The organism is Paramesorhizobium salinisoli (genome assembly GCF_003335045.1).
In the GTDB taxonomy this organism is placed as follows: domain Bacteria; phylum Pseudomonadota; class Alphaproteobacteria; order Rhizobiales; family Rhizobiaceae; genus Paramesorhizobium; species Paramesorhizobium salinisoli.
Map to the genome: position 1 here is coordinate 1 of NZ_QOZG01000019.1, position 24,235 is coordinate 24,235.

Sequence of the window (24,235 nt, forward strand, 5' to 3'; positions counted from 1 at the left end):
CAACGGCTGCTGGAACCCATCGGAAATATACCCCCAGCCGAAGCCGAGGAGCGATATTACGCCATGCTGGACGAACCGGCATTGGCTGCATAACTTAAACCAAATAGCCTCCGGCAAACCCGGGGCGGTTCAAAACGCTCCTGTCCTCGTCCGCACGGGTCGGCGCTCCTTCCTTCGACGTCGCGCCACACCAGTTGAATGGAGAGCGGCGGCAAGGGGACGTGAGTGAGCACAAAAGAGACGCAAGTTCGAGTAGAAGCTTTTATCAAGCGATGGCAGGGCCAGGAACGGGCCAATTACGGCATGTTTCTCGTGGAGCTCTGCGATCTCCTCGGCATGTCACACCCCGATACACCCCAAGCTCAGGAGCAAGAAAGCGGCAGAGAAGCCCTTAACAGATCGGATTCTGCTCAGTGATGCATGGTGAGGTCGCCTAGGATGCTGGCGACGAGAAGGCCTACACCGAATATGAGAAAGCTAATCACCGTCATCAACATCAGTTGGCTTCGACTGGCGGGCTTGCCCATGGCATGGCCCTGTTGGTCCGGCGACGCCGCACTTGGCATGTCGCCTTGGTGTTCGTGGACGTCTCGATGGACCGTTGGCAAGCTGCGACCGGTGCTGCCCAAGCCATGTTCGTGATGTCTGGAAAGCGTAGCGCCGGCGTGAGCAACCGCGGAAACCTGCGGCACTGGAGAACCGTTGGGACGAACGGTCATCATTCCATGCTTGCGACCATGATCCACCAGCCACCAGTTCATGGGGAGCGCGACGACAAATCCCGCGCATAAGGCGATTGACATCACGAACCAGAAACGGGGGCCGTCAGGACTCATGGCAAGCATGTCGCTCGTCATCCACGGCACCATTACCGCGGTCATGCCGCCCATGACGGCATTCATGGACAGCAATTCCGACATGAACGTGTTGCGCAGGGATTCCAAATAGGAGCCGAACATGCTCTTCATGAACAACGCCTGGAAAACGGACCAACCGAAGAGGAATCCCAAGGCGTACTCGCAGAGCACATCTACCCACGTCGGAATGCCAAGATGGGAGGTGATGACAGCGGCTGCGAGAATACCGATACCGTCGCCAGCGACGCAGTGCATCGTGGAGCCGACCACCTGCCGCCACTTGGCGGCGACGTATAGTTCATGCGTGCCAGGGAGCGGTTCGCGGCAACTGAGCACGTAAAGCAACGCACCGAACAGGCCACTGAACAAGGTGATGATAACGAAGCCCCACTTCATAACCGTGGCCTCCGGAGTGGTGCGGATGTCCACGGCGACGAAGGCCGTAGCGATGGCCACCTGAATAAACCAGAGCAACATAACGCCTTCGGACATGGCTATCTCCTGAGTTGGCCATCTGTCACTTGGCACTTAGTTATGAGAACGCGTTATCAATGACTTCAGATAGATAGGCTGGCACATAATTTGGGAATGGGCAGTTAATTTGATAATATTTCTTCGAAATTGTCACTTAATGCGAGAATAACGCGCCCCAATATTTCCGGCCTCAAAACCATCTCATGGGAGAAGCTTATGGCCCGCGTCGACGGCTGTAAGCCTCCTCGCAAATGCAGTTAATTTGAGAATCGAACGGCCGGCATTCTCATAATTAGGTGCCCAACGCGAACCAAACAGCCGAATTCTTGACATTACCTGCCAAGTGACAGCCATGACAGCAACCTGCTCCCATCCGGCAGGAATTTCAAAACAGCCCCATACGTCAAGTAAAACAAAGTTGTCTTCGCGATACTTTACTATAATGTTTACTATTTTGCTTTATTATACTGAGTATACAAATTCCAAAGGATATCGACTGTGCCAAAATTGGATAGAGGTAGAGACGGCATTATTGGCAGCGATTTATCTGATCAAAGGGCCAACGAGAATGAAAAATTCCCCGTGTTCGGAAATCGGGAACTCCATCTGCTGTTGATACGTGTTTATATCGGCCTCGATTTCATACATCATTTTGCCGAAAAATTCGGGCTTTTGGGCGACAAGGCCTATCAGGACGTCCTGGGTTATTTCACCTCAGTCACATCCTCACCAGAACAGATGTTGCTGCTTGCGGGGCTCTGCGAGTTCGGGGCATTTGTTGGCTTCACGTTTGGGCTTTTCACGCGCGTTGCTGCAGTGGGTACAGCTCTCTACCTGACGATAGCCCTGTTCATGGGACATCACAATACGATGGGCTTCACCTGGGCCAATCCAGGTGGTGGATGGGAGTACCCGGCGCTTTGGGCGTTCATTTGCCTTACCTATGTCTTGACCGGCGGCGGACGCTTCTCACTCGACCGGCTATTGCAACCGCATGTACCCAATGCCTTGAAATGGCTTGTCAGGTAATTGGCGATGGTCACACAACCTGCTTCTCCCCGCGGGTTGTGCGTCCAGGGCCACGCGTCGTGTGAACCTGGGGTGGGGGCTGTTGGAATGTCTGAACTGATGCGGTGGATGGCATAATCGCCCACCTACCCGCACGCGCACGCCGCCCTCATACGCTGACGCGCTTTCTGGACCGCCTCTCCGGCGCCCGCGCGCCTGACCGTGGCGCGAAACTGCGCTGAAATGTAACCCGTCATAAGCTCAGATAACCAGCTGATAACAAAAAGACATTAGGGTTTTGACTGGGGCGCCGATCGGGATTCCGCCGATTTCGCGAGCATCTTTCATTTTCAGAGGATATCCTAGAAGCCGATGGGCGCGCGCTTTGGTGCTGTTTCACAGTGGATCTTGTGTGCCGAGCAGATCGAGCACGCCCGCCACCTTATCAACTAGGAAAGCAAACCAGTAGATTAAGGTCGCTGCGTTCCTGGCGTGCATTGCTCCACGCTCTACCGGGCGACCGTCGGTCCCGACAAGTAGGAGGCGTATTACGGCATGCCGATTATGAAGCTTCATTTTCTCGACGCGCGCGGCGCGCTCACCGATATCCATGACTGGCTTCACAACCGCCTGACAGAGACCCAACAGAAGGCCGCCGGCCTGCTGCCGTTTCAGCCTCTCGACGTTGTCGTGCAAACGGGAAAACACATCATCCCGGAGAAAGGGCATCTTGGATATGCCCCGAAGCCGGGTGTGGTTTTCATCATAGTCGATCCTGAAAATTCGGCGCTGCAAGCCAACGTTGACGCCTCGCTTGAACGCATGTTCGCTCATGAGCTTCATCACGCGGCCCGATGGGACGGGCCAGGCTACGGTTCATCGCTTGGCGAGGCCCTGGTGTCGGAAGGGCTGGCAGGCCACTTCGTGCTGGAGCTTTTCGGCGGGCTGCCAGAGCCGTGGGAGCAACTGCCGGAAAGCGAAATCCGCAACCAAGCGATACTGGCCGCGCAGGAGTGGGATAGGGCCCACTACAATCACGAGTCTTGGTTCTTCGGCAGAGGTGATCTGCCTCGATGGCTCGGGTATTCGTTGGGCTTCCGCCTTGTAGAACGATTCTTGTCCGAACATCCGGGCAGTTTGGCATCCAATCTGGTCTGTGCGGAGGCACAGGATTTTCGATCCGCGCTCAGCTTGGTCTAGCGACAGCTCGACCGCCGCACTGCCAGATAGCGATCAAATCACAATGTGAAACAGCAATAAAATGTAACCCACCATGAAATTCGATAACGGACTGATTAACCGACCCGTCATCCTTCGAGTTCATCCAGACCGTATTGTTGTCGCAGCAGAGGGTCTGATCCTATGCGAGCACCGTCGCATCATCAGCCGTTCGCATGACGGGCCAGCCTGCGCATCAGGAAGGCTCCCTGATACATCCATTGCTTGGTCGTGCCGAACGGGTGCTCGACGCTTTCGCGCTGCCGGTCCAGGATGTCGGGCCGGGCGGCAAGACGCGACGCCATGCAATCGAGCGCGGCTTCATTCTCAATGCGCGAAACGCGACGGAAGCTTTTGGTACAGCGTTCACGCAGGCTGCACGCCTTGCAGGCGTCGCGGTTGTTCGTCTCCTCGAAGTCTGGAGCGGACCACAGCGTTGGACTTTGCGCTGAAAATATAGCAGCGTAGCCCAATTGTCTGCGCAACAGTCCTCGCGGAAATAATTGATTTTGCTAAACTCTGAGGTAAAGCCGATGCTTTCCAAGCGAGCGGCCACCGAAGCCGACAAGCCTTATCTCGTATGGCTACAAGAGACTTGTATGCGTGAATACGCGGTTGCATTCTGGGGCTCCTGGTCGCCTGATCTGGACGTGCGGAACTCTATCGTTGGCTGCCAGATCATCGTCGATAACGGCCATGATGTCGGCTGCGTTACCGTTGAGAAGCATAGTGACCACCTATGGCTCGATGAATTATTCAGAGAGCCCACATCTCAGCGGCGGGGAATTGGTTCGAAAATTCTCTGGGACGTTATAGCGGATGCGGAGGGCGGTGATATTCCGCTCCGCTTGAGCGTCCTGACCACTAATCCGGCCTTGGATTTCTATCTGCGACATGGCTTTCGAATTCATCAAGAATCGGCAGAGAGGTACTACCTTGTGAGGTAATGCGACAGGGCGGCGATGCCGTCTTGGATGGCACGGAACGGTGGCCGGCTATGGGAGTGACAGATGCCAGATATTGAAATCTTCTCCCCTCGGACGGTTATTCGGGCCTTCTCGCCAGAAGACGCAGGGATGGCTGCCCGGCCGAGACGTCAGTGTTTTCAGCGACGGAGAAATTGGCTTGCAAAGCATCGTTGTCAGCGCGCAACACGCCAGCCCGTTACGCATATTCTCGACTGGTTCACCTATCTATGCGGCTGCGGCACATCGAACAGGCCTGGGAGGGCATCAGATATTTGCAAAATCTGGATGTCTATCTACAAAACGTCGCGGTCCATGTGCCCAGGCTTCGACATCTCCTATGGAGCGGATATGTGCGAGAGGCAAGTGAAGCCGTAACTCAGATGCTCGCCCAATTAGATCAGCATCCCGGACTTTGCGACGCCACCGGGAAGCTCATCTTCGCACTTACCTGCTCCAGAATGAAGCTTCTATCGTCAACTACTGTGGGCGATATTGGTCCGGCTTGCCGATATCCAGTTCGCCGGCTGAAAGTGCCGCCAACAGCCTCGTCAATGCCCGCATGAACAACGGGTCAGAACAAGTTTAGTGCGAAATCGTACGTTTAGCTGAGAAAACGATGCTTGAGATCCGTGTTCGTTCCAAAAACGGGGCTCTAAATAGCATTTCCCAAAAGAATTTGATATTCGGCATAGCGGCAACTTGCTGAAAACATGCATAATTTCGGTTAGCGTACGATTTCGCACTAATCTTGTTCTGGCCCCTAAAAGGTCCTCAAGGGATGTTTCCGCATGGCAACGGCGCCCGGTTCAGGTAAAGCGCCTCACGAGATGCAGCAGCCTGTTCCGGCCAGGATATCAACCGGAACAGGCTGCTGCGATCGCGGCCGCCAAACAAGCTTCGCACCTGACAGATGTGGTTCGCGGTGTTGGAGCTGCCTGTTCTGAGATCACCAGGCAGAGCCGACTATCTATCGCGGCCTCCACCGCCATATTTTCGTGAATTTCCTGCGGGCATCGTATTGGGCTGGCCATGAACCTCCACGTCCAGTATTCCTTTTATGAAGCCGAGCGCAGCATCCGTCCAATTCCAATCTGATTTTATAATTGACGCTAGCGTTGCCGGCGGTCCTGGATTCGCCTTAATCTCGTCGATGATCTTACCAAGCGCAATATTGGCCTCAAGGTATTGGCTGGTGAAGGTGCGACGATCGACACTTCGACAGCAAACGGACGATTGGTGTTGGGCATCTTCGCCGCGCTGGCGGAATTCGAGCGGGCGTTGATCATCGAACGCACCAAAGCGGGGCTTGTGGCCGCTCGGGCGGTGGCCGAAAAGGCGGCGCACCTTTCAAGATGACGCCAGCGAAACTGCGCCTTGCGCAAGCAGCAATGGGAGATCCGGAAACGAAAGTGGCCGATCTATGCCTCAACCTGGGGATCACTTGACAAACCTTGTATCGGTTTGTCAGCCATACAGGCGAATTACGTCTGGATGGGCAGCGCCTGCTTGGACGGCGCGCGCGGTCAGTAACCTGAAAGCACTTGTGCCCCCCCCCCACGAAGCGCAATGTTGGATTTTAACAAGAAAGTCATCATGGAAAATACACTGCATCGAATTATGATTATTGGCGGATCGGGCTCCGGCAAGACGAGTCTCGCCCGTGAGATTTCACGCATAACCAAACTTCCAATCGTTCACATTGATTGGTTTTACTACGACCCCGGTTGGCAACTACGCAAACATGACCTGGTTCATCAGGACGTCATTCAGGTAGCCAACCAACCGGAATGGATTATGGAAGGCAATCATACCAAGTCCATGGAATACCGCGCTTCTCTCGCTGACATGATTATTTTTCTCGATATCGCAACATCGATAAGGCTCGTCCGTACTATCCGCCGCAGCCTTCAGTACCGGGGACTAAATCGTCCAGATATGGCAGATGGCTGCAAAGACGTTTTGATTTAGGATTTTTCCGACATGTCTTGCGTTATCGGACCCACGGACGCGTGAGAACTCTGGCGTTTTATCAAGCCTTGCCAGCGTCAAAAATCAAATATCATCTGAAAACACGCCGAGAAGTGCAAGACTTTATTCAGAGGTGGACCGAAAGCGGCGCCTTTGATCTGCAAATACTCAAGACTTGACAGAATACTCTAACCCCGAGAAAGATGATAGGACGAAGGGGCGTTGCCCCGCCTTTGGGTCGGTTGGGACTTTGGCCATCCTCTTCGCGAGGATGGCCCTTATGTCTGCCTCTATCCGCGCCGTGACATTGCGGGGAGCGGATCAAAGAAAACTGATCCGCCGGCGACGGCGGAAACGATCGCGATGACGATAACGATGACGATGGGGAGCTTAACCTGGGTCATTCGCCTACCACCTTGGCTGCATTTCTTGCCACCAGAGGTCGAGGGCGCCGCACTGTTGAAGAATTGCTCTCGCTTGTTCTGCGCAAGATCCTTGGCCGCCTGTTCGGACTAATACCAGGCGCCCATCATGGTCGACTGCTGCGCGACCAGCACGCGAAGTTTCTGCATCTGTTCGACCTGCTGACTGGCAATCGAATGACCAACCAAGAGTTGCGGAAAGGCGGCAGCACGGTTCATACCAAGGTTCGATGTTGCCTGTATGGTACGATCACTTCAATGAATTCATCCGCCTGATATCCGAACGAATTATAGACGGCCTTAAAGCCAGAGACGGCACCTTGAACTAATTTTTTCCGAGATTTTTCCAACGATGAAACTTTGATGTCGGTAGAAGCCAACTGAATCATAAACACGTTCTTGCCGCCTTCAGTCTCAACGGAGAGAGATGCGAGCTCATCAAGCTCATCTTTGTAATCAACCTCCCTCTTAGAGTAATGGTCTGCAATAATAGGACTCAGCTTACGCAAATAAGGAATAACGAAATATTTATCAACAAATCCCGGAGCGCTACGCAAATTTCCCTTAGGTCTAGTTAGCAAAACCAGTATATCTGTAACACGCGGATCTGCGAGAGCTTGCTTGTAGGGTATCGATTCATATAGAGATGCATCTAAGAGACGGTCCCCGTTCCATTCGACTGGTGATCCAGCAAAAAAAGGTATTCTTGAGCTTCCCTTCAATGCGGTCCTTAATTCTTCGCCAGACTTAAATTTCTTCAGAATTATTGCTTTTTGCGCTGAAAGCGATGCAGCAACCACATTCAGCTCAATCGGCGATTTGATAATGGCGTCGCAATCGAGAGGCTTCTGATGCACGCATACATCATCGAGAAGGTACTCTAGCGAAACTACACTTTTGCCTACAAAGCCGCGCGTTATGTCGATAAAATTGCTATTGTTTATGTTTTCATAATAAATCGTTGTGCCGTACGTCGCTTGTCCTGCGATAAAGTAGGCGCCTGCTATCGCTCCCGCTGAGGATCCGTAAACGGCGTCAATTGAGTTGGTTAGCTCAAGTTGCTCTAGTGCCGAGACCATGCCACCGGATACGACCCCGCGCATTGCACCCCCTTCGACCACGAGGGCTACGAAGCGGACATCTTTACGTTCAGATGGTTTGCTATGTTCGCGGCGCCTTTCTTCAATCAGCGACAGGACAGAGGATAATTTTCTATTCGTCATTCGGAGCTCGCGGTGCAAGACTGGTGTGGTCGATCAGCCGGCTTTCTTTTGCTTTGGTATTCCTCGTATTTTGGAAACTCGATGTTGTTCTTGGTTTGATGCCGTTGGCATCCAGCCATTTGCCTCTTGGGGGCCGCGTTCTATTTCAACTCGAACGACATCGGTTATGACAAGGTCATAGCCGGCAGCCTTGGCATAGGCTGCGAACTTGTCCAGAAGAGCCTGTCCGCCCGCCTTCCACGCGTAGACCAAAGAATTATGATCAAGAATTAATGGGTTTGCCTTAATAAATTTCTCCGGGAGATTACTTCAGGCCCAACTGCGCGCGCCGGACAGCACGGACCTTGCTTTCAAGCTGGCCTATCTCATAAAATTCACACTCAGGATGAAGCTCGGCGAGCGTCGCGAACTGAAGTCCGATCGCGTCTGACCCCCGCAGATCGCCTGTGGCCACTTCAAGCCGTTCCAGTTCTGCCCACGCTTCAGGGATATCCTTTTTCACATACTCCACCGCGACCGCGACCTCTTCATCAGTCCAGTCGCGGGTTTTGGCGTACGGCACACCCCACTGATCGACTTCCGGCCCATCGGGTTTCTTTGAATGAGTAGTCATTGTTTCATCCATTCTTGCGCTTCAAAATTTACTTTCCTGTGTCCGCCTCTTGGAACGTAGACCTACGACCAGACCAACACGGTCCATACCGGCAACATATTTGGCAGAACGCCCCGAAACTTTCTCCAAGCTCAAGCGTAGAAGCTACGCCAGCTCATATTTAACCTGCCCTTAGCAAGCGCTGAGTTAAGCGACATCAAGCACGCAGCATACCAATTATTAGGGGTAACAAAAAAGGGATGCCATCACCCCTATTTTTGCTGACAAGATCTGCCGTTGGAGTTTCATCGGGCTGCGGCGGGTCCAACTATCCGTCCCTTTGTTTCGATTATTCCGGCGAAAGACTTCTTGCACAAAAGCCAGTGATCACCCGGTAGTCCATGCGCTCGGTCTTACGCTACTTACGCTGTGGCCATGCCGCTGACACCCCAGCATGGCCGTCACGGTCGAGGTCAAAACGGGAAAACGCCGGATCCTGGAATATCTGTTCTCACCGCTGTCGAAATCACCTCGCAAGCCATGCGCGAGTTCTAAGCGCAATTGACGAGGAAGGCCGAGCTTGCGGAGGGGTGCGAGAGCGTCATGTCGAAGAACAACGTTGACGACGACGAAATCCGGCGGCGAATTGCCGCCGGCGCCAGCAAGGCCAGTGTCGCGCGTGATCTCAATGTTTCCAGGATGACTGTTTGCCGGGCACTGGTGAGTTTCTCTGAGCAATCAAACGCGTGAAACAGGCCCACGTAAATCCGCGTTCCGTATCTGTTCTTCACTTGGCCAAAATCGCAACCTTGGGCCGACTGGGCCTGGCCTAGTGGATTGATCGAGACGAATGAATCCAATGTCGGATTCCCATTGGTTCTCGAATGTGCGACGATTCCCTATGCGCACAGGGATCACATTTGACGTCACCGCCGGCGATCGGGCTCGGCTTTGAATGACGGCCTGCGAGAGACCCGCGCATTTTAGGTCTCCATGCTTTTTAGCTCGTACAATCATCCAAATTTCTTCAAAGAAATAGGGGCGCCACCGCCCCTATTTCTTTGAAGAAATTTGGATGATTATTGCTGAAAGCCGTGTTGTGCGAGCAATTAGAAGCATCGGTAAGGATGCTGGAGCTGCAGCATGCGGAGTTATGAGAGGTCTCCTTGGCGGAGTGGGAGGTATAGTTGCTGAAACTCTTACTGGAGCGGTGGGCCAGCATTATTGGCAAAGGCTTTGACAACGGCTCAGTCTAAACAGGGTACGATACGAACGGCACGGGAATTGACAGGTTCGGGGCCGGATCCCATGGGCTACGGTGGAAACGAAAGCGGTGGCAGAAGCTAATGGAATGGCGGGTCCGGTGGTCATGGCACCTGGCTCAGGACGAAACACTGGCATTGTTGGGAGACTGGAAAACATTGGAATAAGCGAAATCATGCAACGTGTAGGAGGGGTATCTCCCTCCAGTATATTCAGGCAAGGGAAGCGATTATGAAATCTATTTATTTCGCGTTTGTGTTTTTAGTATGTTTAGTTTCCATGCGAGCCGCACTTCATTATCTTGGCACACCAATGTCGTTTTGGGTGGATTCATCAGTTACCATCATATCAGCGTTGATAGCCTATTATATAGTAAGACCTGATCGCCCAAGAATGAGACGGGGCAGCTAAATCGTTAGCTGTACTGACGACCACATGAATCAAGTAGGCGGAAAAGATCGGCGCCCAGGGCCACGCCTAATCAGGAACTGCTATTCCGAACCCAAGCCTTGGATGCCGCTACGCTCTTGCAGCCAATTCCACAATGGGTATCCAGAGTAATGCTGAAGTCCACACTGCCTAATATTAAAACGCAACAATGCTGCTTTTCCCTAGGCGGCCCATAAGCAACAGATGAATCCGATCATGAAAATTGATGGATCTGCCCTACTGCTCAGCTTCGGCTTATGCCTGTTCCCCGCTCTCGCGGGAGAGACTGCCGACCAGAACGATTTGGCGGCCTTCCTCGCCAATCGCGGTTCAGTCATCATCCCCTATACGCTCGATTCCGGCGGAGGGATGATCGTGGACGCTGTGCTTTGTCCAACCGTACAAAAATGCGTGGGAACGCCGTTCGGATTCGATTCAGGCGACCCGGACAACAATATCGGCAGGGAACTGACGGACAAACTGGCGTTGACCGGAAAAGAAAAGGTGCTCGATCGACTCTATCTCGGCGGGCTCCCGCCCATATCGTATTTTCCGATCTATTTTAGCGAGCAAACCCTGCGCGGCAGCTATCTCGGAGCGCACTGGATGGAGAAGCTCGGCTTGTGGCTGGACTTCGGCGCTCGTGAGGTTTATGGCAGCGTTCCGCCGGGAGCCGTCGAGGACTATATGAAGGGAAGCGCGCTCAAATACCGGACCTTTGCGCTCAAGTCCTTCGAAACATACAGATACATCACCGTCTCAATAAACGGAAAGGAGCAGGTCAACTTTCTCGTCGACACCGGAACCACCGGCAGCGTTATCGACAAAAACTATGCCCAATCATTGGGTCTGCGTTTCAGCGACAAGCAATGCACGACCTTGGGTAGCCAGATCGGCGAGACGCGGACATGCTTCACACACGACATTGTCTCCATGAAGGCTGGAAACCAGCCCTTGTCGGTTTATCTTCCGAGGGGCTTCGCGGATCTTGATACGAGCTTCATCGTGCCGCCCCTTAACATCAAAGGAATAGTGGGAATGGAATGGCTTGAGCGCAACGCCGTCATCATGTCGCTTGCGGAGAACAAGCTTTACGTTCCTGTGATGGAGGGGGCGACCTAATAGCGTGCGTATTCCGTTCGACCTTGGCGCAAGAAGAATGATCCGTGTCTCTGTTGTCGCGGCGTTGGATGCTCTCGCAACAGAGGTGTTGTTCGTCGTCTGAGATTGCTGCTATGATTGATTGAAGGAGTGCTGCGCCATTGCACCGATCTTGAATTCCAACGACAATACGTGGACAGCCATGGTCAAAGCGAAGTGACCTTTGCCTTCTGCAGGCTTCTTGGCTTCGAACTGGCACTGCGCCTGAAGGCGATTTCGCGCCAGAAACTGTGCCTGCCACGAACGGGCATGAAAGGCGAGTTGGCGAATTTGGCTCCGATCCTGTCGGATGTAATTGACTGGATCAGCATCGAGCGGCAGTACGACGAAATGGTCAAACATACTGCTGTCATGCATAGCGGCATTGCCGATGTGGAGGCGATCCTGCGCCGTCTCGCCCGGTCGGAGATCATGCGTCCGACCTACAAGGCGCTTGCAGAATTGGGCCGCGCGATTAAGGCAATATTCCTATGCCGCTATTTGCGCATGGAGGCGTTTAGGCAGGAAATCCATGAAAACCTGAATGTGGTCGAGAACTGGAATAGCGCCACCAGTTTCGTGTTTTTCGGCAAGGGTGGCGAGGTGGCGACCAATCGGATGGAGGCTCAGGAAATCTCAGTGTTGGGGCTGCACTTGCTCCAGAACTGCCTCGTCTATGTCAACACGCGTGTGCTGCAATCCGTGCTCGGCGATCCAGCCTGGGCAGCGCGCATGACGCCGGAGGATCATCGTGGGCTGACACCGCTCCGCTACGCTCACGTTAATCCCTATGGCCGTTTTGAAATTGATCTGGATCGGCCGCTTTTGACCTGCCTCGGGTAATTTCCTCCAGTTTGGATTAGAGTCCGGCCCATTAAAGGACGGACACATGAAGAAGCAGAGATTTACGGAAGAGCAGATTATTGCGGTAGTGAAGGAGCAGGAGGCTGGCGCGAAGGTGGCGGACCTGTGCCGCAAGCACGGAATTTCAGAAGCGACCTTTTACAATTGGAAGGCCAAATACGGTGGCATGGAAGTCTCCGAGGCGAAGCGCCGAATGGGCAGACGATTATAACCATTCCCGGCCGCACTCATCGCTCGGATATCTGACCCCGGCAAGCTATGCCGGAACCATCGCCGCAACCGGCTCCAACGCTGCGCAAGATGAAGGCTACGCGTTTTCGCCGGTTGCTCCCACCGCGCCAAGTGGCGTAATGAAAACCGCCGAGGCTCTAATCGCCGCTGGATGAAAGTTCAGTGGCAGGTCAGGCCGGATCGGCGTTTTTCCCGAAGGCGATAGTTATCCATCGCTGATGGCGATCACCGTCGAATGATGGGTGGCTAAAATCGTCGCCAATCAGGCGTGACCTTAATCTGCTATTTCAATCTGCGGTGGCCGGTCCGATATAATCGACATAATGTATCCCGTTGTGGTTATCGACGGAGGTAACCACAACCCGTTCACCCAAGCGAACGGTTGGCTTACGCCCAGGCCGCAAGACAAAGGACTGACCGCCATCTAAGGTGAGCGTATCGTAGGTGCTGTCATACATAACTACCTCACCGTTGATGACCTGTGCCTGCGCGCCATACGCGGACATGGCGAGCAGAACTGCAGAAGCAGAAATCACTTTGTTAATCATATATAGTCCTCTCGTCGAAAGATTTTCAATATCAAGGCATGCGTCATACCTCTCGAGTTTATGACGCCCTCTTGTGAGGTTTTTTCCTCGCGACCTATAAATGCATAGACGGACGGGTAGTAATAGGGATGCCGCCGCCCCTATTTTTTTGGCGTGCGCTCCAACTGTGGGAAGAGCTGGCTTCTCTATTCGGCGTCCTAAAGTCAAGCGCTTCAATGTTTCACAATCTCCGCGTTTCAAAGTCTTTCGCAGGCCCTTGCTTCTCTCCGGAATCGGCGCGTTGGCCCTTCCACTATGGGGTCAGAAGAATAAGGCAGTTCAATCTCGGTATCGTCCTGATCACCATATGCGACCGGCACTGCCACCTTTGCGAACTTACTCATCCATCGTCCTGTGCCGGAGCGGATAAGGGCGCGGGCAATGGCGATAGCCAAATGCGGCTTTCCCTTTCCCGTGTCCCCAACGGGGACGATGTTGCGCTGATCGGCCACAAAGGTTTCTGCCGTCAGTTCCCGGATCAACCCCTCATTGACAGGTGTTCCGGCAAAATCAAATTTTTCGATGTCCTTGACCAGTGGCAGCTTGGCAACAGTCAGTTGATATCTGTGAACCGGGCCTGTTTCTCGGCAATCTCCGATTGCTGCAGATCACCGACAATCTTCGGCGGCTCGTGCTGACGTTTGATCGCATTGCCCATGATCTCGTCATAGGCGACACGCATCCCGTAGAGCTTGAGACTGCTCATCAAATTCAGAACCTGCATGCGTTCCATGGTGGTTTGTCCTCCGTAAACGGTCGTAACGGGCGCAATCGGCGACCGGTTCATGGGTCAGGCGAAGTGCGTCGGGGATGAGAAGCATCGCCATCGTCACAGACTGGTGTGATATTCAAGTGTGCCGTTTTTCAGCCGTACCGCACATCAGGGGGCTCAGGTACAACGACCTCCGCGTCTGTGAAGAGGTTCGGGAACAGGCGTTCCCGATAATCGAGGGGGAATGCGATTCGAACTGGACCCTTCGGGCTGTCCGACTTCAGGAAACCTTGCCGCACGAGTTCGTTGAGTGTGGCGCGGGCTGTCCGCTCCGAGGTCTTCAGCACAAGATTGGCTTCTCCCCGAGCGAGCGATCCATGCTTCAACACAGCTGAGACGAGGTCGGGTGCTCGTCTGTCGTCGGACGTATCGCGAACGAGGGAGCGATAGCGATCTTCCAAGCGATCAAGGTCGAACATCTTGGTCGAAAAGCGCACCTGGTCGAGCGCCACCGTTAGGAACCATTCACAGAAATCTTTTAATGCCTTCTGAGACAGGTTTCCGCGGCCATCGAGATCTCCCTGCCGCGGGCTATCGGCGTGATCCATGAGCCGCTTGTATTCGCCACGATCATTGAGGCCACGAGCTAGCCCGCGGGAAATCGACCATAGCCCCTGCCCTCCGATGCCCGCCTGTAGAGCCATGGCATGGGACATCAGACGGGATACGCGCCCGTTCCCATCGGGGAACGGATGGATGTAGTTCAATCGGTGATGAGCCGAGGCAATGGCGATGATGCGAAGGCTTGCCTGTTTTTCGGCTGTCGCAAACCGTCTTTGGTACCATTCCATGAATGTTTGCACCCTGTCGGATGAAGGTGGCTGATGTCGGCCAACAGTAACGTCCTGATCAGGGAAACTGCGGAATTCTCCAGGCACAATCTCCATTTTTGTGGCGTCAGGCCGCTCAACGAAGCGGAATTCGTCGGGCATCTCGGCATAGAATTGCTTGTGGATCCATTTGATGGAATCCATCGACGTTGGGCTGGGCAACTCTCCGCGCCGATACAGGGCATCAATCTCACGTTGGACTTCGACATGAGCCTTCGCCTCAAGGGCCAATGCCCGCCGTTCGGGTTCAATCTCGGCGCCAGCCAGTGCTCGTTCAATGTCCTTTGGACGGGTATTGTGGCCTTCGATCAGATTGCTGTAATAGCTGTTCATCATCCTGACGAGATCGGCCAGTTCGGCAGCCGATTCCGGATGAAGGTTGCGACCAAGGTTGCCCGCCTCCCGCTGAAGTTCGACCGCTAAATCAGCCAGGACGGCGGGAATGCTGTCCTCGAAGAACAGCGGCTCAATCCGCGACGGAGTCTCGAGAATGCTCATTTTTTGCCGATCTTGCTGCGGGAACAAACCCTTGCAATTAAACCATTTTGCGATGCTGAAAGCAAGATTCTGCCGGTGTCTGTTGCCGATCATGGTCGATGGGTATTTGGAGACGATTGAATTCACTCAAGCGTCACGACACGTGTTGCTTCAGGTAGGTCGTTGCGCTTCTATGCGAGTTGACTGCGGTCATTGCTATCAAATTCCGAGATGCTGCCTCAAACAAGCGGGCTGAAGAGTTAATGGCGTCGCCTGAGTTCCAATCAGCCGACGGTGATCAGCGTTTGGAACTTATTACGAAATTCCTTGAGAGTGATAAGCCTAAGACGAAGTTAACCAAGGCGAAGCCCAATGGCAAAGCCTGGGTTCCAGATGACAACGCAGTTAGCGTTATCGCTAAACCTCGACCGAAAGGCTTTTCCCTCGATCTTACTGAGAAGGATGCAAGGCCGTTTGGCGAGTGGATTTCGAGCAATCTGGACAGCCTGTATCCGGCGTTCAGGCAATCGGAGAAATAGGAAACGAAGAGAGAAACCGCAAAAGAAAAAGGCCCCCGAAACCGCGTCCGGAAGCCCTTCTCAGTCATCGCAAACAGAGAATCGCATTTCCGCGAATCGCAGTCAAGAGTCCCGTGAGGGAAAACGCCGTTTCGGCGAGCAGTTTTCTTTTGCCTAGCGATAGGTGAAGGACAATGCAGACGCATATCTCGACGACGCCCTTTGGGCGGCGGCCGGTGACGCTTGGCCAAATTGCAAGCCAGGCAGAGGCAAAGGCGATGCCGAAAGACGCGATCGTCAATAAGTGGCAGGTATTTCAGAGCATCCGCGAGCCGAGAACTGCTCGGCGCGACGGACCGTTCGTTGGCCATTCTCAATGCCTTGCTTTCGTTCCATCGAGAGACGGAGCTGTCGGCCGAACCCGATGCGCAAAGGCCCGTTGATAAGCAGGATGGTGGGGCTGAAGCCGAAGACCGCCTCCAGGTCTCGGATTCGCTGTTGAAGAGCCTGAAGAGGCCGAAATCGCGATGACTGGCGCGATGTTAGGTGAGAGGAGCGCCTGTGTCGCTGGCAGTGGCGATCAATCCCGATCGGCGGGCACGGTCGATGAGGTTCTTCACAGACGAGGGAGACCATTTGGAGCCGCCACGTGGAGTGCCGCGATTTCGCGAAGCGTCAGGTTCGGGTTCGACGAATGGATACCGGCGACCAGCGTCATCAACCGATCCTCGGGCAGGCGGGGTGGGGATTTGCGGAGCAATGCGGCATCGGCCATGCGCTCCGCGACCATCCATTTCACGGCGCGGCGAAGACGCTCCGGCGTCCAGTCGAGGCCGCGTTGGTTCAATACGCGGGCGATGTCGTCCCAGGTGTGATCCGGCCGCATGCGCCGAACGGTAGGAAGCCATTGATCGGCCGTTGCCTGCACGCGTTCTCCGTAAGCCGCTCTTTGCGCCGCGGTCATCTTAGCCAGCGCCTCGGGACGCCGTTCCCGGATGCCGGGATTGCCGGGCAGCTTTCCCTTGGATTTTGCCGCCTTGATGCCGGCCTTCGTTCGTTCGGAGATCAGTGCGCGTTCGAGCTGCGCCACGGCGCCGAGCACCTGGAGCGAAAACATTCCCTGCGGCGTCGACGTGTCGATCGGATCGCGGAGGGATCGAAAATGCGCGTTCTTCGCGGTCAGATCCTCGATCACCTCGAGCAGATGGCTAACGGATCGTGCCAGACGATCGAGCCGCACGACTATGAGTGTATCCCCGGCGCTGATCTCCCGAAGCAGTTTGGACAGGGCTGGACGCGCGCGCGAGGCCCCGGATCCGTGCTCCTGAACGATGACGTCGCAGCCGGCCGAGCGGAGCTCAATCTCCTGGGCCTCGGTCGTCGTTCGTCCATCGAGACGCGCGCATAGCCGATCAGCCGTCCCTGAGGTCGACGAGAGGAGCGATTTTGAGGGTCACGAGCCATTTGAAGCGCCTGAGAGGGTGTTCTGGCGGGATTTCCAATTGCAGAAGATAAGGATAACTGATCGGATGTTGGCGTCTCGAGTCTCGAATTTCTGTTGACATATGCGGAGGGGCGAACCATATAGTAACCCAATGGGTTATGGAAATGGCATGCAGACAGTCGCTGAGACCCCACTCTTCATCAAGCAAGTGGCGGAGCTTTTTACCGAAGACGAGCGGAAGGAGCTGATCGACTCTCTGGCTGCCAATCCGCTGATGGGCGACGAGATTCCCGGGACAGGTGGTGTTCGCAAAGTTCGGTTTGGCGCAAAGGGCAAGGGCAAACGTGGCGGTGCGCGGGTGATCTATTATTGGTATAGCGACGATGCCCCGATCTACGCCCTTTTGGCGTACGGCAAGAACGAAAAGACGGACTTGAAGCCGGAAGAGGCTAAGGCGGTTGCAACGTTTGCGAAGGCGATCAAGGCCGCGAACAGGAGCAAGACATGAGCGAGATGACCAAATTCGGTGCAGATCTGATCCAGGCTATGTCTGAAGCCTTGGCTCATGCGCAAGGCAAGGATGTTCCCGGCGTTCGCGTGAGCACTGTGGATGTCGGCACGGTTGATGCGAAGGCAATCCGAAAGCAGCTAAATCTCACCCAGGACGAAATGGCGACTGTGCTCGGCACAAGTCCTTCCGGCTACAAGAAATGGGAGCAAGGAAAGCGGCAACCCAGCGGGGCGGCCCGGACCCTGCTCAGGATCATGGAGAAAGAGCCCGAAGCAGTCTTGCGGGCCCTGTCGACCGACAAATCCACCGAGAAAAGTCATATCACCACTGCATCTCATTGAAGTGAGGCAGGGGAGGGGGCTTCAGCTATAGCCTGTTCGCCTTGGGTGAGATTGATACGAAGTCGGTCGCCAAGCCGCTATCTGCGGGTTGTCTAGGTCGCGGTTGTGCGTCCATGCTCACGCAGAAAGGTCTGTGCAATCCGGCCGATTTTCACAACCTGGCCGATATCCTCAGGAAGGATTGGGTAGATATCCATCACCGGGCCGTCGGGGTCGTGCAGGAACTTAGGCACGAGCGAGCCGATGCGACTTCGCCTTTCTCGCAAAGGCTCCAACTTCTCGAATTCCTGTGCGTGGAGCGCCTTGGAAATAAGATCCTCATAACGCTCGAACTCGATCACATCGGCAGGACTCAGCGCTGCGGGAGGGACATAGAGCGGCATCCGGTGAGCGGCTGGATTGCGGCGGGTTTTGACCACTTTCTCCCAGTCTTTGAACACTTGCAGGATATCTGCGGTTGGCTTCAGAGCAGTGTCGGCTGTGAAAGGCGGCTTGAAGAGGTTGATTGCGAGCGGTTTTGCAGCCTGTGTTGCTGGGGAGCCCGCTTGATACACCATCGCCCAGGCGTAATTGTCGAGAAGGCCGAGGATATCGATGTAGATCGCGTTGAGGTCGCGACAGACCCGATCGGATTGCCCTTGTGAGAGGGGAACTGTCCGATTTGGCGGGACGATGCTCTGGAAGCTCTTGAATGACGAGTCGATCATCCGAAAGCGTCGCATGACGCCGTACCGAAAGAGGTGCTCTGCCGTTCTGGTAAACGTCACGGCGGACAAGAGTGTCAAAGCATCTGAGACCAGCTCGAGCAACGCGTTGTTGATCGAGTAGACGTGGTTCTGCTGTGCCTCATGAATGACATGGCGATTGTTGTCAGCGTTGCCATCGATCAGGAACGGCGCCGCAAACTGCCGGTGGTGACCACTGTGTTGATTTCCACTGAGAGCTGACCCAGGATTTCCACCGAGAATCGACCCGCCTTTAGGTATCGTTCGTGTTGATGGTCGGGGTCAAGTTCCTGCGTTTCTCCTTCGTTGTTTTGGGCTGATGGGCCGAGCTGTTCTTGAAGTGGAAGCTGTCGTTTCCGGTTTCCAGGATGTGGCAGTGGTGGGTAAGCCGGTCGAGCAGCGCGGTGGTCATCTTTGCGTCGCCGAACACGCTAGCCCATTCACTGAAGCTGAGGTTGGTGGTGATGATGACGCTGGTGCGCTCGTACAGTCTGCTCAGCAGATGGAAGAGCAATGCGCCGCCTGATGCGCTGAAAGGCAGGTATCCCAACTCGTCGAGAATGACGAGATCGGAATGGACGAGCCGATTAGCGATCTGTCCCGACTTGCCTTGCGCCTTCTCCTGCTCCAGCGCGTTGACCAGTTCGACCGTCGAGAAGATGCGGGAAAGTGTTTCGCCAACTGGCCAGCGCTGCAAAAATCGCAACGGTAGATCAAACACGTGACTGAAAATGCGCCGTGCTAACTCGGCGATTAGTCGGTTCCCCATATGACTGCCGAGATAGGCAGCCAAGGCGCTCAAGGTCGCCGAAAAGAGGGTCGTCGCGATCAGAACGATGACGATGAGGGTTAATGTCGCCTCACGCTGGAAGGGTAATACGCGATCAATGATCGCTTGGAATATAAACGGCTCAACCAGTCCCAGAAGACGCAGAACAATCGCAATGACTGCAAGCTCGATGAGGTACGGAGTATACCTGAGTGTTGATTGCGTAAACCAGTACAGAGACGCTGGCCGAGGTTGTTGATCCATCATGTACAATTTCGAACTGAGTGCTGTGAAATCTTGCCGACAAGAACATTGATCGGACCTAAAAAATAGGGGTGATAGCATCCCTATTTTTTCCAGCAGCTTTTAGCTACCGTTTCAAGCATGCCGCATTTGGAGTGCGGACAGCCAGACTTGGAAATAATCGAATTTAGAAATTGAAGGAGAATTGTTATGTGTTTTGGTGGAGGATCCTCCGGTGTCAATTCCGGTGACAAAGTGAACCGTGACGGTACAAAAGACGCCGCCAATAAAGGTGGCATGGATAGAGTTTACGATGGTCTCAAACATATCGGCAGCAATATTACTGGCATCAATGGGGAAATTGGGCCTGGCGGCAAAGCCCGTGGGGGTGTGACTTTGGGTTGCGGCGGGTGTCACGATCCTTACGGTGGTGGTAGCCACCAGGGTGGCAGTGATCGCGGTGGCAATCGCGGATATGGAGGTAACGGAAACGGCGGCCCAGGCGGGCACGGCAACTGACGTCTTCTAGTATATTGCCAATCCAAGAAAGAGGTTCGGGCATCATGCTCGTACCTCGTACCATAGAGCCACACATGAAGATATTTAGACTGCGCCACATAAACCTACACCTTCTTATTGTACCTATTCTATCTGCCGCAGTTATCGGCGGAATTTTCTTCTATAATGAGCGATCAAAATACAACGGACCCATAGGTCAACGGAAAGAGATTGCCGCGTTCGAAACTTTTTTTGTTGAGACCCTCGCACGCGGACAAACGAATAAAAATTTCAAACTGAATAGATTTCCTATGGATGTAGAAATATGTGTGTTTTCTACAGAAGATAACGATATAAAACAACAAATTCTTCTTTTGGCAAGTTTACTGAAGGAGGAGACATATATTCGTCCATTTACCGTATTTAAGAAGGATATATACAGCTGCCCTAATTCAACCTTCTTATATTTCAGGGTTCATCAAGGTGGACCAAAAACAATAAGCGGGCTTGTCGGAGATATAAGTTATATTGCTAATATATCTGGAATTAACAGCCATATAGATACTGAATTCAGTGAATATGGCATGGGCTTGGTAATGACGGATGGCGATAGAGATAAAGCGTATATTGCCGTGAATGAGTTCATTGATAAAAAAGGCGAAATAGACAGAGTTTTTGTTCGCAGCGTTGTTCAGCAGGAGTTCGTTCAAACGTTTTTGATGGCGCCTGATATAGAGGTATCTCGTATACCTATATCTATTATTGAGGAGCGGGATTATTACTATATAGGAAAAGATAGTGAAGACAAATACAAAAAAAATGTAAAAGTCCGAATGGAAATGAACGCACGAAACATGTGTCTGTATGACATTATGCTGCTTAATACGCTGTATTCGAGAGATATTGAAGACATTCGCAGCGGTACATTAGGAGTATATATAAATTATATTCGAGCACACTACGGGGAAATCGAGGAATCTGCTCGTCGCATTCAAAATGATCCTCGATATAAAGAGCTTTTTGTCTCTAAGTGTTAGATTTGCTGCTGAGTGTACGCTTCAGAATGGGTTCCATGATTTCAGGTCCTTTCGAGATGCCTCGTGAGTATTCTGACATGGGCGCTGAGCACCCACGCCTCGGCGGAGGCGATGGATTTATCGAAGTCTTTGGCGAGCCTTCGGCATCGTCCGAGCCACGCGAAGGTTCTCTCCATCATCCAGAGCGTGCAGAAGCTCAAAGCCCTTGTTCCTTCTGACCGCTGAGACATCATGATTATTGGAGCTTTTATGATTTCGAATTTTTTGCAGACAGGCCATGTTACCTTTTGGTTTAGCCTTTTGCTATCATTGATTTTGAACCCATCGTCCAAAGCCTATGCGCAGGACAGCCCTCCTATCGCAAAAGAAGAAACGGTTTCAGCTTATGATACCATTACCGTTGAAGCAGATGGCCGCTATATCATTGAGTGGGAAACGACACGTCGTCTGCTTGATGCCAGCGGTCGTGATGATCTGGCGAAAAAGACATTCAGCTTCAACGATCAGCTTTCTAGCCTTGATGTAATCGAGGCAGAAACAGTCAAGGCAGATGGACGGCGCATCAAGGTGCAGCCTGATCAGATCAGGCTGCAGGAGGAGCCCGCTGCTATTGGCCTGCCGGTGTTCAGCACCAGCAAACAGAAAACGATTATTTTCCCCGACATTGAGGTTGGTGATAGCGTCCATTACCGGGTCAGGAAAATCCAGAGGGAACCAAATTTTCCAGGGCATTTTGAGTACACGGATTCGTTCTCGCCTGAAGAGCGGGTGCTCTCTTATAAATTGATATTGCAGGCCCCAAGGTCTCTGGAGCTGCGTAGTGCAGTGCGTGCACTGAAAGAAGTCCGTACAACGGCTGCGAATGGGGATAAGCTATGGAGTTGGACTTTTACCCAGCTCGATGTGAGGCCTTTGGACTATGGCAAAGCGGACGTGTTTGTCAGCAGCCCGCACGTACTCATCACAAGCTTCCCTGATTGGAACACTATCGCTCAGGCATATCGGTCACGAGCTGATGATAAGGTTGCCATAACGCCAGAGATTCAGGCTCTGGCTGATGAGTTGACGAAAGGCGTCTCTGACCGGCGTGAACAAACGAAGAGAATCTATAATTGGGTGCGGGGAAACGTCCGATATGTAGCGCTTTACCTGGCGCAAGGTAGCTATGTCCCACACACTTCTGCGGATATTTTGCGCAATCGATACGGTGACTGCAAGGATCACGTTGTTTTACTCGAGGCGTTGTTGCGCGCCAAAGGGATTGAAAGTCATGGCGCACTTCTCGCAACCGGCAATTTGTTCAATCTAACGTCTGAAGCAACACCCAGCTATTTTGACCATATCATCACGTATGTACCAGAGTTTGACCTTTATCTTGATTCCACGGCTCGGTATTTACCGTTTGGCGTAAAGGGCTCCTGGCTGGGGGCAAAGCCTGTACTGCATGTCAATGGCGTGGCAGGCATCCGAACGACTCCTGCCATATCGGCCAATGACAACGAGCTGGCCACAACCACAATTGCGACTATCAATAGCGATGGATCCATTCAAGGTAATATCAACGAGATATCGACGGGAGGAATATCAATCGGGCGACGTTACGGCATTGCAAGTGTGGATCCGCTGCAACGACCAGATATCATACAGGGGTTGCTTGCTCAGAATGGTCTAAGAGGGAAAGGAAGCTTTACAGCAGATGATCCAAGCAATGACGATACGAAATATCGGATCGATATCAATTTTACCACCGACAAAACGGTGCTTGATCTCTCAGATATCGAGGCGTTTTCTGTCGCGATACCCGTACAACTTGGAAATTCAATTGCAGATATGACCAATTTTGCCAATGAACGCCCTGACCCATTTTACGCGCGCGCCTGTGCTGCCGTTGATGTTGCAGAAAACTATGAGATATCCGTTCCGGATAATGTGAGTATCCAATCTTTGCCAAAACCTGTGTTACTTGCTGAGGGAGCAATCCGCTATGATGCGACATATACGACAGAGGGATCAAAAATCCGCGTGAGACGTCACTACACAATGGCGATCGATCGCGGCTATTGCACGCCGCAGGAAATTGCAGGCATGTCTAAGACCGCCAACAAAATTCGGCAGGATCTCCAGCGGAAGGTCCTATTCGCACCGATTGTCAACGGCGGAGTAAAGCCAGGCCGATGGGCGGAGTAAAAGCCGGCCTGCTGTGTTAGGCCGCAGACTCATAACTTTTCAGCCAGATGCGCACTGAAGCGAGTTTGATGGCTGCGAGGAAGTTTAGCGGGTCCCTGTCATAGCGCGTGGCAATGCCTCTGAACTGTTTGAGTTTGTTGAAGTATCGCTCGATGAGATTGCGCTGTTTGTAGACCCATGCGCTGAAGGGAAAGTTGCCGGTACGGGTTTTCTTCGGCGGGATGTTGGCCCATGCGCCGCGCTGCGCGGCCAGGTCGCGAATGGCGTTGCTGTCATAAGCGCGATCTGCGAGCAGAATCGCGTCTGGCTGAAGGGTGTCAAGCATGGCGACGGCGGGCTTGCCGTCGTGTGCCTGTCCGGCTGTCGGGACGAGATCGATCGGTCGGCCTTCGGCATCGACGAGCGCGTGGATCTTGGTCGTGAGGCCGCCACGGGAACGTCCCATGCAGCCATCGTCATCGCCCCCTTTTTTGCCGTGGCCGCATGTTGGTGAACGCGGACACAGGAGGAGTTGACCTGCCACTGAACTTTCATCCAGCGGCGATTAGAGCCTCGGCGGTTTTCATTACGCCACTTGGCGCGGTGGGAGCAACCGGCGAAAACGCGTAGCCTTCATCTTGCGCAGCGTTGGAGCCGGTT

The 24,235-nt window shown here is 53.5% G+C and carries 18 protein-coding genes and 14 pseudogenes; 17 read left to right on the plus strand and 15 right to left on the minus strand.

Annotation, left to right across the window (positions count from 1 at the left end):
* Positions 1-410: 410 nt before the first annotated feature.
* On the minus strand, positions 411-1,349 hold the full coding sequence (locus DUT91_RS22690) for a DUF4396 domain-containing protein (protein ID WP_200835067.1): 939 nt from the start codon (positions 1,347-1,349) through the stop codon (positions 411-413).
* Positions 1,350-1,829: 480 nt separating this feature from the next.
* Here DUT91_RS22690 and DUT91_RS22695 point away from each other — a divergent pair, with 480 nt between their 5' ends.
* Positions 1,830-2,360, plus strand: coding sequence for a DoxX family protein (locus DUT91_RS22695; RefSeq protein WP_200835068.1), 531 nt, complete (start codon positions 1,830-1,832; stop codon positions 2,358-2,360).
* Positions 2,361-2,894: 534 nt separating this feature from the next.
* Positions 2,895-3,539, plus strand: coding sequence for a DUF2268 domain-containing putative Zn-dependent protease (locus DUT91_RS22700; RefSeq protein WP_114442743.1), 645 nt, complete (start codon positions 2,895-2,897; stop codon positions 3,537-3,539).
* 203 nt (positions 3,540-3,742) lie between these two features.
* On the opposite strand, the pseudogene DUT91_RS27555 reads toward DUT91_RS22700, so the two are convergent.
* Positions 3,743-3,958, minus strand: a pseudogene (locus DUT91_RS27555) (IS1182 family transposase); the annotation flags it as partial.
* A 132-nt stretch (positions 3,959-4,090) separates the two neighbouring features.
* On the opposite strand from DUT91_RS27555, the gene DUT91_RS22710 reads away from it, so the two are divergent.
* The 4 genes and pseudogenes from DUT91_RS22710 to DUT91_RS22725 all read left to right on the plus strand — a co-directional run bounded on the left by DUT91_RS22710 (position 4,091) and on the right by DUT91_RS22725 (position 6,493).
* Positions 4,091-4,504: a GNAT family N-acetyltransferase gene (locus tag DUT91_RS22710; protein WP_114442744.1), complete on the plus strand. Its 414-nt coding sequence runs from the start codon at positions 4,091-4,093 to the stop codon at positions 4,502-4,504.
* Positions 4,505-4,622: 118 nt separating this feature from the next.
* Positions 4,623-5,090: pseudogene (locus tag DUT91_RS22715) on the plus strand (hypothetical protein); the annotation flags it as partial.
* 572 nt (positions 5,091-5,662) lie between these two features.
* A pseudogene (locus tag DUT91_RS22720) lies at positions 5,663-6,060 on the plus strand (recombinase family protein); the annotation flags it as partial.
* Between the two features lie 58 nt (positions 6,061-6,118).
* Complete coding sequence (locus tag DUT91_RS22725; protein WP_245419923.1) at positions 6,119-6,493, plus strand: P-loop NTPase family protein; 375 nt, start codon at positions 6,119-6,121, stop codon at positions 6,491-6,493.
* Positions 6,494-6,901: 408 nt separating this feature from the next.
* Here DUT91_RS22725 and DUT91_RS22730 read toward each other — a convergent pair.
* From DUT91_RS22730 to DUT91_RS22740, 3 genes and pseudogenes are all read right to left on the minus strand, one after another.
* Positions 6,902-7,107: pseudogene (locus DUT91_RS22730) on the minus strand (P-type conjugative transfer protein TrbJ); the annotation flags it as partial.
* A gap of 23 nt (positions 7,108-7,130) precedes the next feature.
* Entirely contained in the window at positions 7,131-8,138 is a 1,008-nt protein-coding gene (locus DUT91_RS22735) for a patatin-like phospholipase family protein (protein WP_114442745.1), read from the minus strand.
* Between the two features lie 304 nt (positions 8,139-8,442).
* Positions 8,443-8,751: a hypothetical protein gene (locus DUT91_RS22740; RefSeq protein WP_147272240.1), complete on the minus strand. Its 309-nt coding sequence runs from the start codon at positions 8,749-8,751 to the stop codon at positions 8,443-8,445.
* A gap of 582 nt (positions 8,752-9,333) precedes the next feature.
* Between DUT91_RS22740 and DUT91_RS22745 the strand changes: the two genes are divergently transcribed.
* The 5 genes and pseudogenes from DUT91_RS22745 to DUT91_RS26895 all read left to right on the plus strand — a co-directional run.
* Positions 9,334-9,480: a helix-turn-helix domain-containing protein gene (locus DUT91_RS22745; protein WP_245419924.1), complete on the plus strand. Its 147-nt coding sequence runs from the start codon at positions 9,334-9,336 to the stop codon at positions 9,478-9,480.
* 1,158 nt (positions 9,481-10,638) lie between these two features.
* Positions 10,639-11,544 carry a retropepsin-like aspartic protease gene (locus DUT91_RS22750; RefSeq protein WP_160113693.1) on the plus strand — a complete coding sequence of 302 codons (906 nt, stop codon included), beginning with the start codon at positions 10,639-10,641 and terminating at the stop codon, positions 11,542-11,544.
* A gap of 74 nt (positions 11,545-11,618) precedes the next feature.
* Positions 11,619-12,405, plus strand: a pseudogene (locus DUT91_RS22755) (Tn3 family transposase); the annotation flags it as partial.
* Positions 12,406-12,451: 46 nt separating this feature from the next.
* Positions 12,452-12,616, plus strand: a pseudogene (locus tag DUT91_RS26890) (transposase); the annotation flags it as partial.
* Positions 12,615-12,812 (plus strand): annotated as a pseudogene (locus DUT91_RS26895) (integrase core domain-containing protein); the annotation flags it as partial. The pseudogenes DUT91_RS26890 and DUT91_RS26895, both read left to right, overlap by 2 nt.
* A 132-nt stretch (positions 12,813-12,944) precedes the next feature.
* On the opposite strand, the gene DUT91_RS22765 reads toward DUT91_RS26895, so the two are convergent.
* The 3 genes and pseudogenes from DUT91_RS22765 to DUT91_RS22775 all read right to left on the minus strand — a co-directional run bounded on the left by DUT91_RS22765 (position 12,945) and on the right by DUT91_RS22775 (position 15,470).
* On the minus strand, positions 12,945-13,205 hold the full coding sequence (locus tag DUT91_RS22765; protein WP_114442748.1) for a hypothetical protein: 261 nt from the start codon (positions 13,203-13,205) through the stop codon (positions 12,945-12,947).
* Positions 13,206-13,600: 395 nt separating this feature from the next.
* Positions 13,601-13,977, minus strand: a pseudogene (locus DUT91_RS22770) (ATP-binding protein); the annotation flags it as partial.
* A 131-nt stretch (positions 13,978-14,108) separates the two neighbouring features.
* Positions 14,109-15,470 carry a Fic family protein gene (locus tag DUT91_RS22775; RefSeq protein ID WP_245419928.1) on the minus strand — a complete coding sequence of 454 codons (1,362 nt, stop codon included), beginning with the start codon at positions 15,468-15,470 and terminating at the stop codon, positions 14,109-14,111.
* A 53-nt stretch (positions 15,471-15,523) separates the two neighbouring features.
* Here DUT91_RS22775 and DUT91_RS22780 point away from each other — a divergent pair, with 53 nt between their 5' ends.
* Both DUT91_RS22780 and DUT91_RS26900 read left to right on the plus strand, forming a co-directional pair.
* Positions 15,524-15,862, plus strand: coding sequence for a hypothetical protein (locus DUT91_RS22780; protein ID WP_147272241.1), 339 nt, complete (start codon positions 15,524-15,526; stop codon positions 15,860-15,862).
* A gap of 173 nt (positions 15,863-16,035) precedes the next feature.
* Positions 16,036-16,261, plus strand: a pseudogene (locus DUT91_RS26900) (helix-turn-helix domain-containing protein); the annotation flags it as partial.
* Positions 16,262-16,383: 122 nt separating this feature from the next.
* On the opposite strand, the pseudogene DUT91_RS22790 reads toward DUT91_RS26900, so the two are convergent.
* Positions 16,384-17,406: pseudogene (locus DUT91_RS22790) on the minus strand (recombinase family protein).
* Between the two features lie 48 nt (positions 17,407-17,454).
* On the opposite strand from DUT91_RS22790, the gene DUT91_RS22795 reads away from it, so the two are divergent.
* Both DUT91_RS22795 and DUT91_RS22800 read left to right on the plus strand, forming a co-directional pair.
* On the plus strand, positions 17,455-17,793 hold the full coding sequence (locus DUT91_RS22795) for a type II toxin-antitoxin system RelE/ParE family toxin (protein WP_114442750.1): 339 nt from the start codon (positions 17,455-17,457) through the stop codon (positions 17,791-17,793).
* Positions 17,790-18,137 (plus strand): helix-turn-helix domain-containing protein, encoded by a 348-nt coding sequence (locus DUT91_RS22800; RefSeq protein ID WP_114442751.1) that lies wholly within the window; start codon positions 17,790-17,792, stop codon positions 18,135-18,137. Before DUT91_RS22795 ends, DUT91_RS22800 begins: the two co-directional genes overlap by 4 nt.
* A gap of 92 nt (positions 18,138-18,229) precedes the next feature.
* Here DUT91_RS22800 and DUT91_RS22805 read toward each other — a convergent pair whose 3' ends face one another.
* From DUT91_RS22805 to DUT91_RS22815, 4 genes and pseudogenes are all read right to left on the minus strand, one after another.
* Positions 18,230-18,859, minus strand: coding sequence for a hypothetical protein (locus DUT91_RS22805; RefSeq protein ID WP_147272242.1), 630 nt, complete (start codon positions 18,857-18,859; stop codon positions 18,230-18,232).
* 256 nt (positions 18,860-19,115) lie between these two features.
* Positions 19,116-19,526, minus strand: a pseudogene (locus DUT91_RS26315) (ATP-binding protein); the annotation flags it as partial.
* A pseudogene (locus DUT91_RS26320) lies at positions 19,503-19,976 on the minus strand (ABC transporter transmembrane domain-containing protein); the annotation flags it as partial. The pseudogenes DUT91_RS26320 and DUT91_RS26315, both read right to left, overlap by 24 nt.
* Positions 19,977-20,009: 33 nt before the next feature.
* The gene (locus DUT91_RS22815) at positions 20,010-20,384 is read right to left on the minus strand and encodes a hypothetical protein (protein WP_114442753.1); all 375 of its coding nucleotides are present in this window, start codon (positions 20,382-20,384) and stop codon (positions 20,010-20,012) included.
* Positions 20,385-20,467: 83 nt separating this feature from the next.
* Between DUT91_RS22815 and DUT91_RS25610 the strand changes: the two genes are divergently transcribed.
* Positions 20,468-21,409 carry a hypothetical protein gene (locus DUT91_RS25610; protein ID WP_147272243.1) on the plus strand — a complete coding sequence of 314 codons (942 nt, stop codon included), beginning with the start codon at positions 20,468-20,470 and terminating at the stop codon, positions 21,407-21,409.
* Positions 21,410-21,450: 41 nt separating this feature from the next.
* On the opposite strand, the pseudogene DUT91_RS22825 reads toward DUT91_RS25610, so the two are convergent.
* A pseudogene (locus tag DUT91_RS22825) lies at positions 21,451-21,619 on the minus strand (IS5/IS1182 family transposase); the annotation flags it as partial.
* Positions 21,620-21,640: 21 nt separating this feature from the next.
* Between DUT91_RS22825 and DUT91_RS22830 the strand changes: the two are divergent.
* Positions 21,641-23,596, plus strand: coding sequence for a DUF3857 domain-containing transglutaminase family protein (locus tag DUT91_RS22830; RefSeq protein WP_114442755.1), 1,956 nt, complete (start codon positions 21,641-21,643; stop codon positions 23,594-23,596).
* Between the two features lie 16 nt (positions 23,597-23,612).
* Here DUT91_RS22830 and DUT91_RS22835 read toward each other — a convergent pair.
* Positions 23,613-24,112: pseudogene (locus tag DUT91_RS22835) on the minus strand (IS5 family transposase); the annotation flags it as partial.
* Between the last annotated feature and the right edge of the window lie 123 nt (positions 24,113-24,235).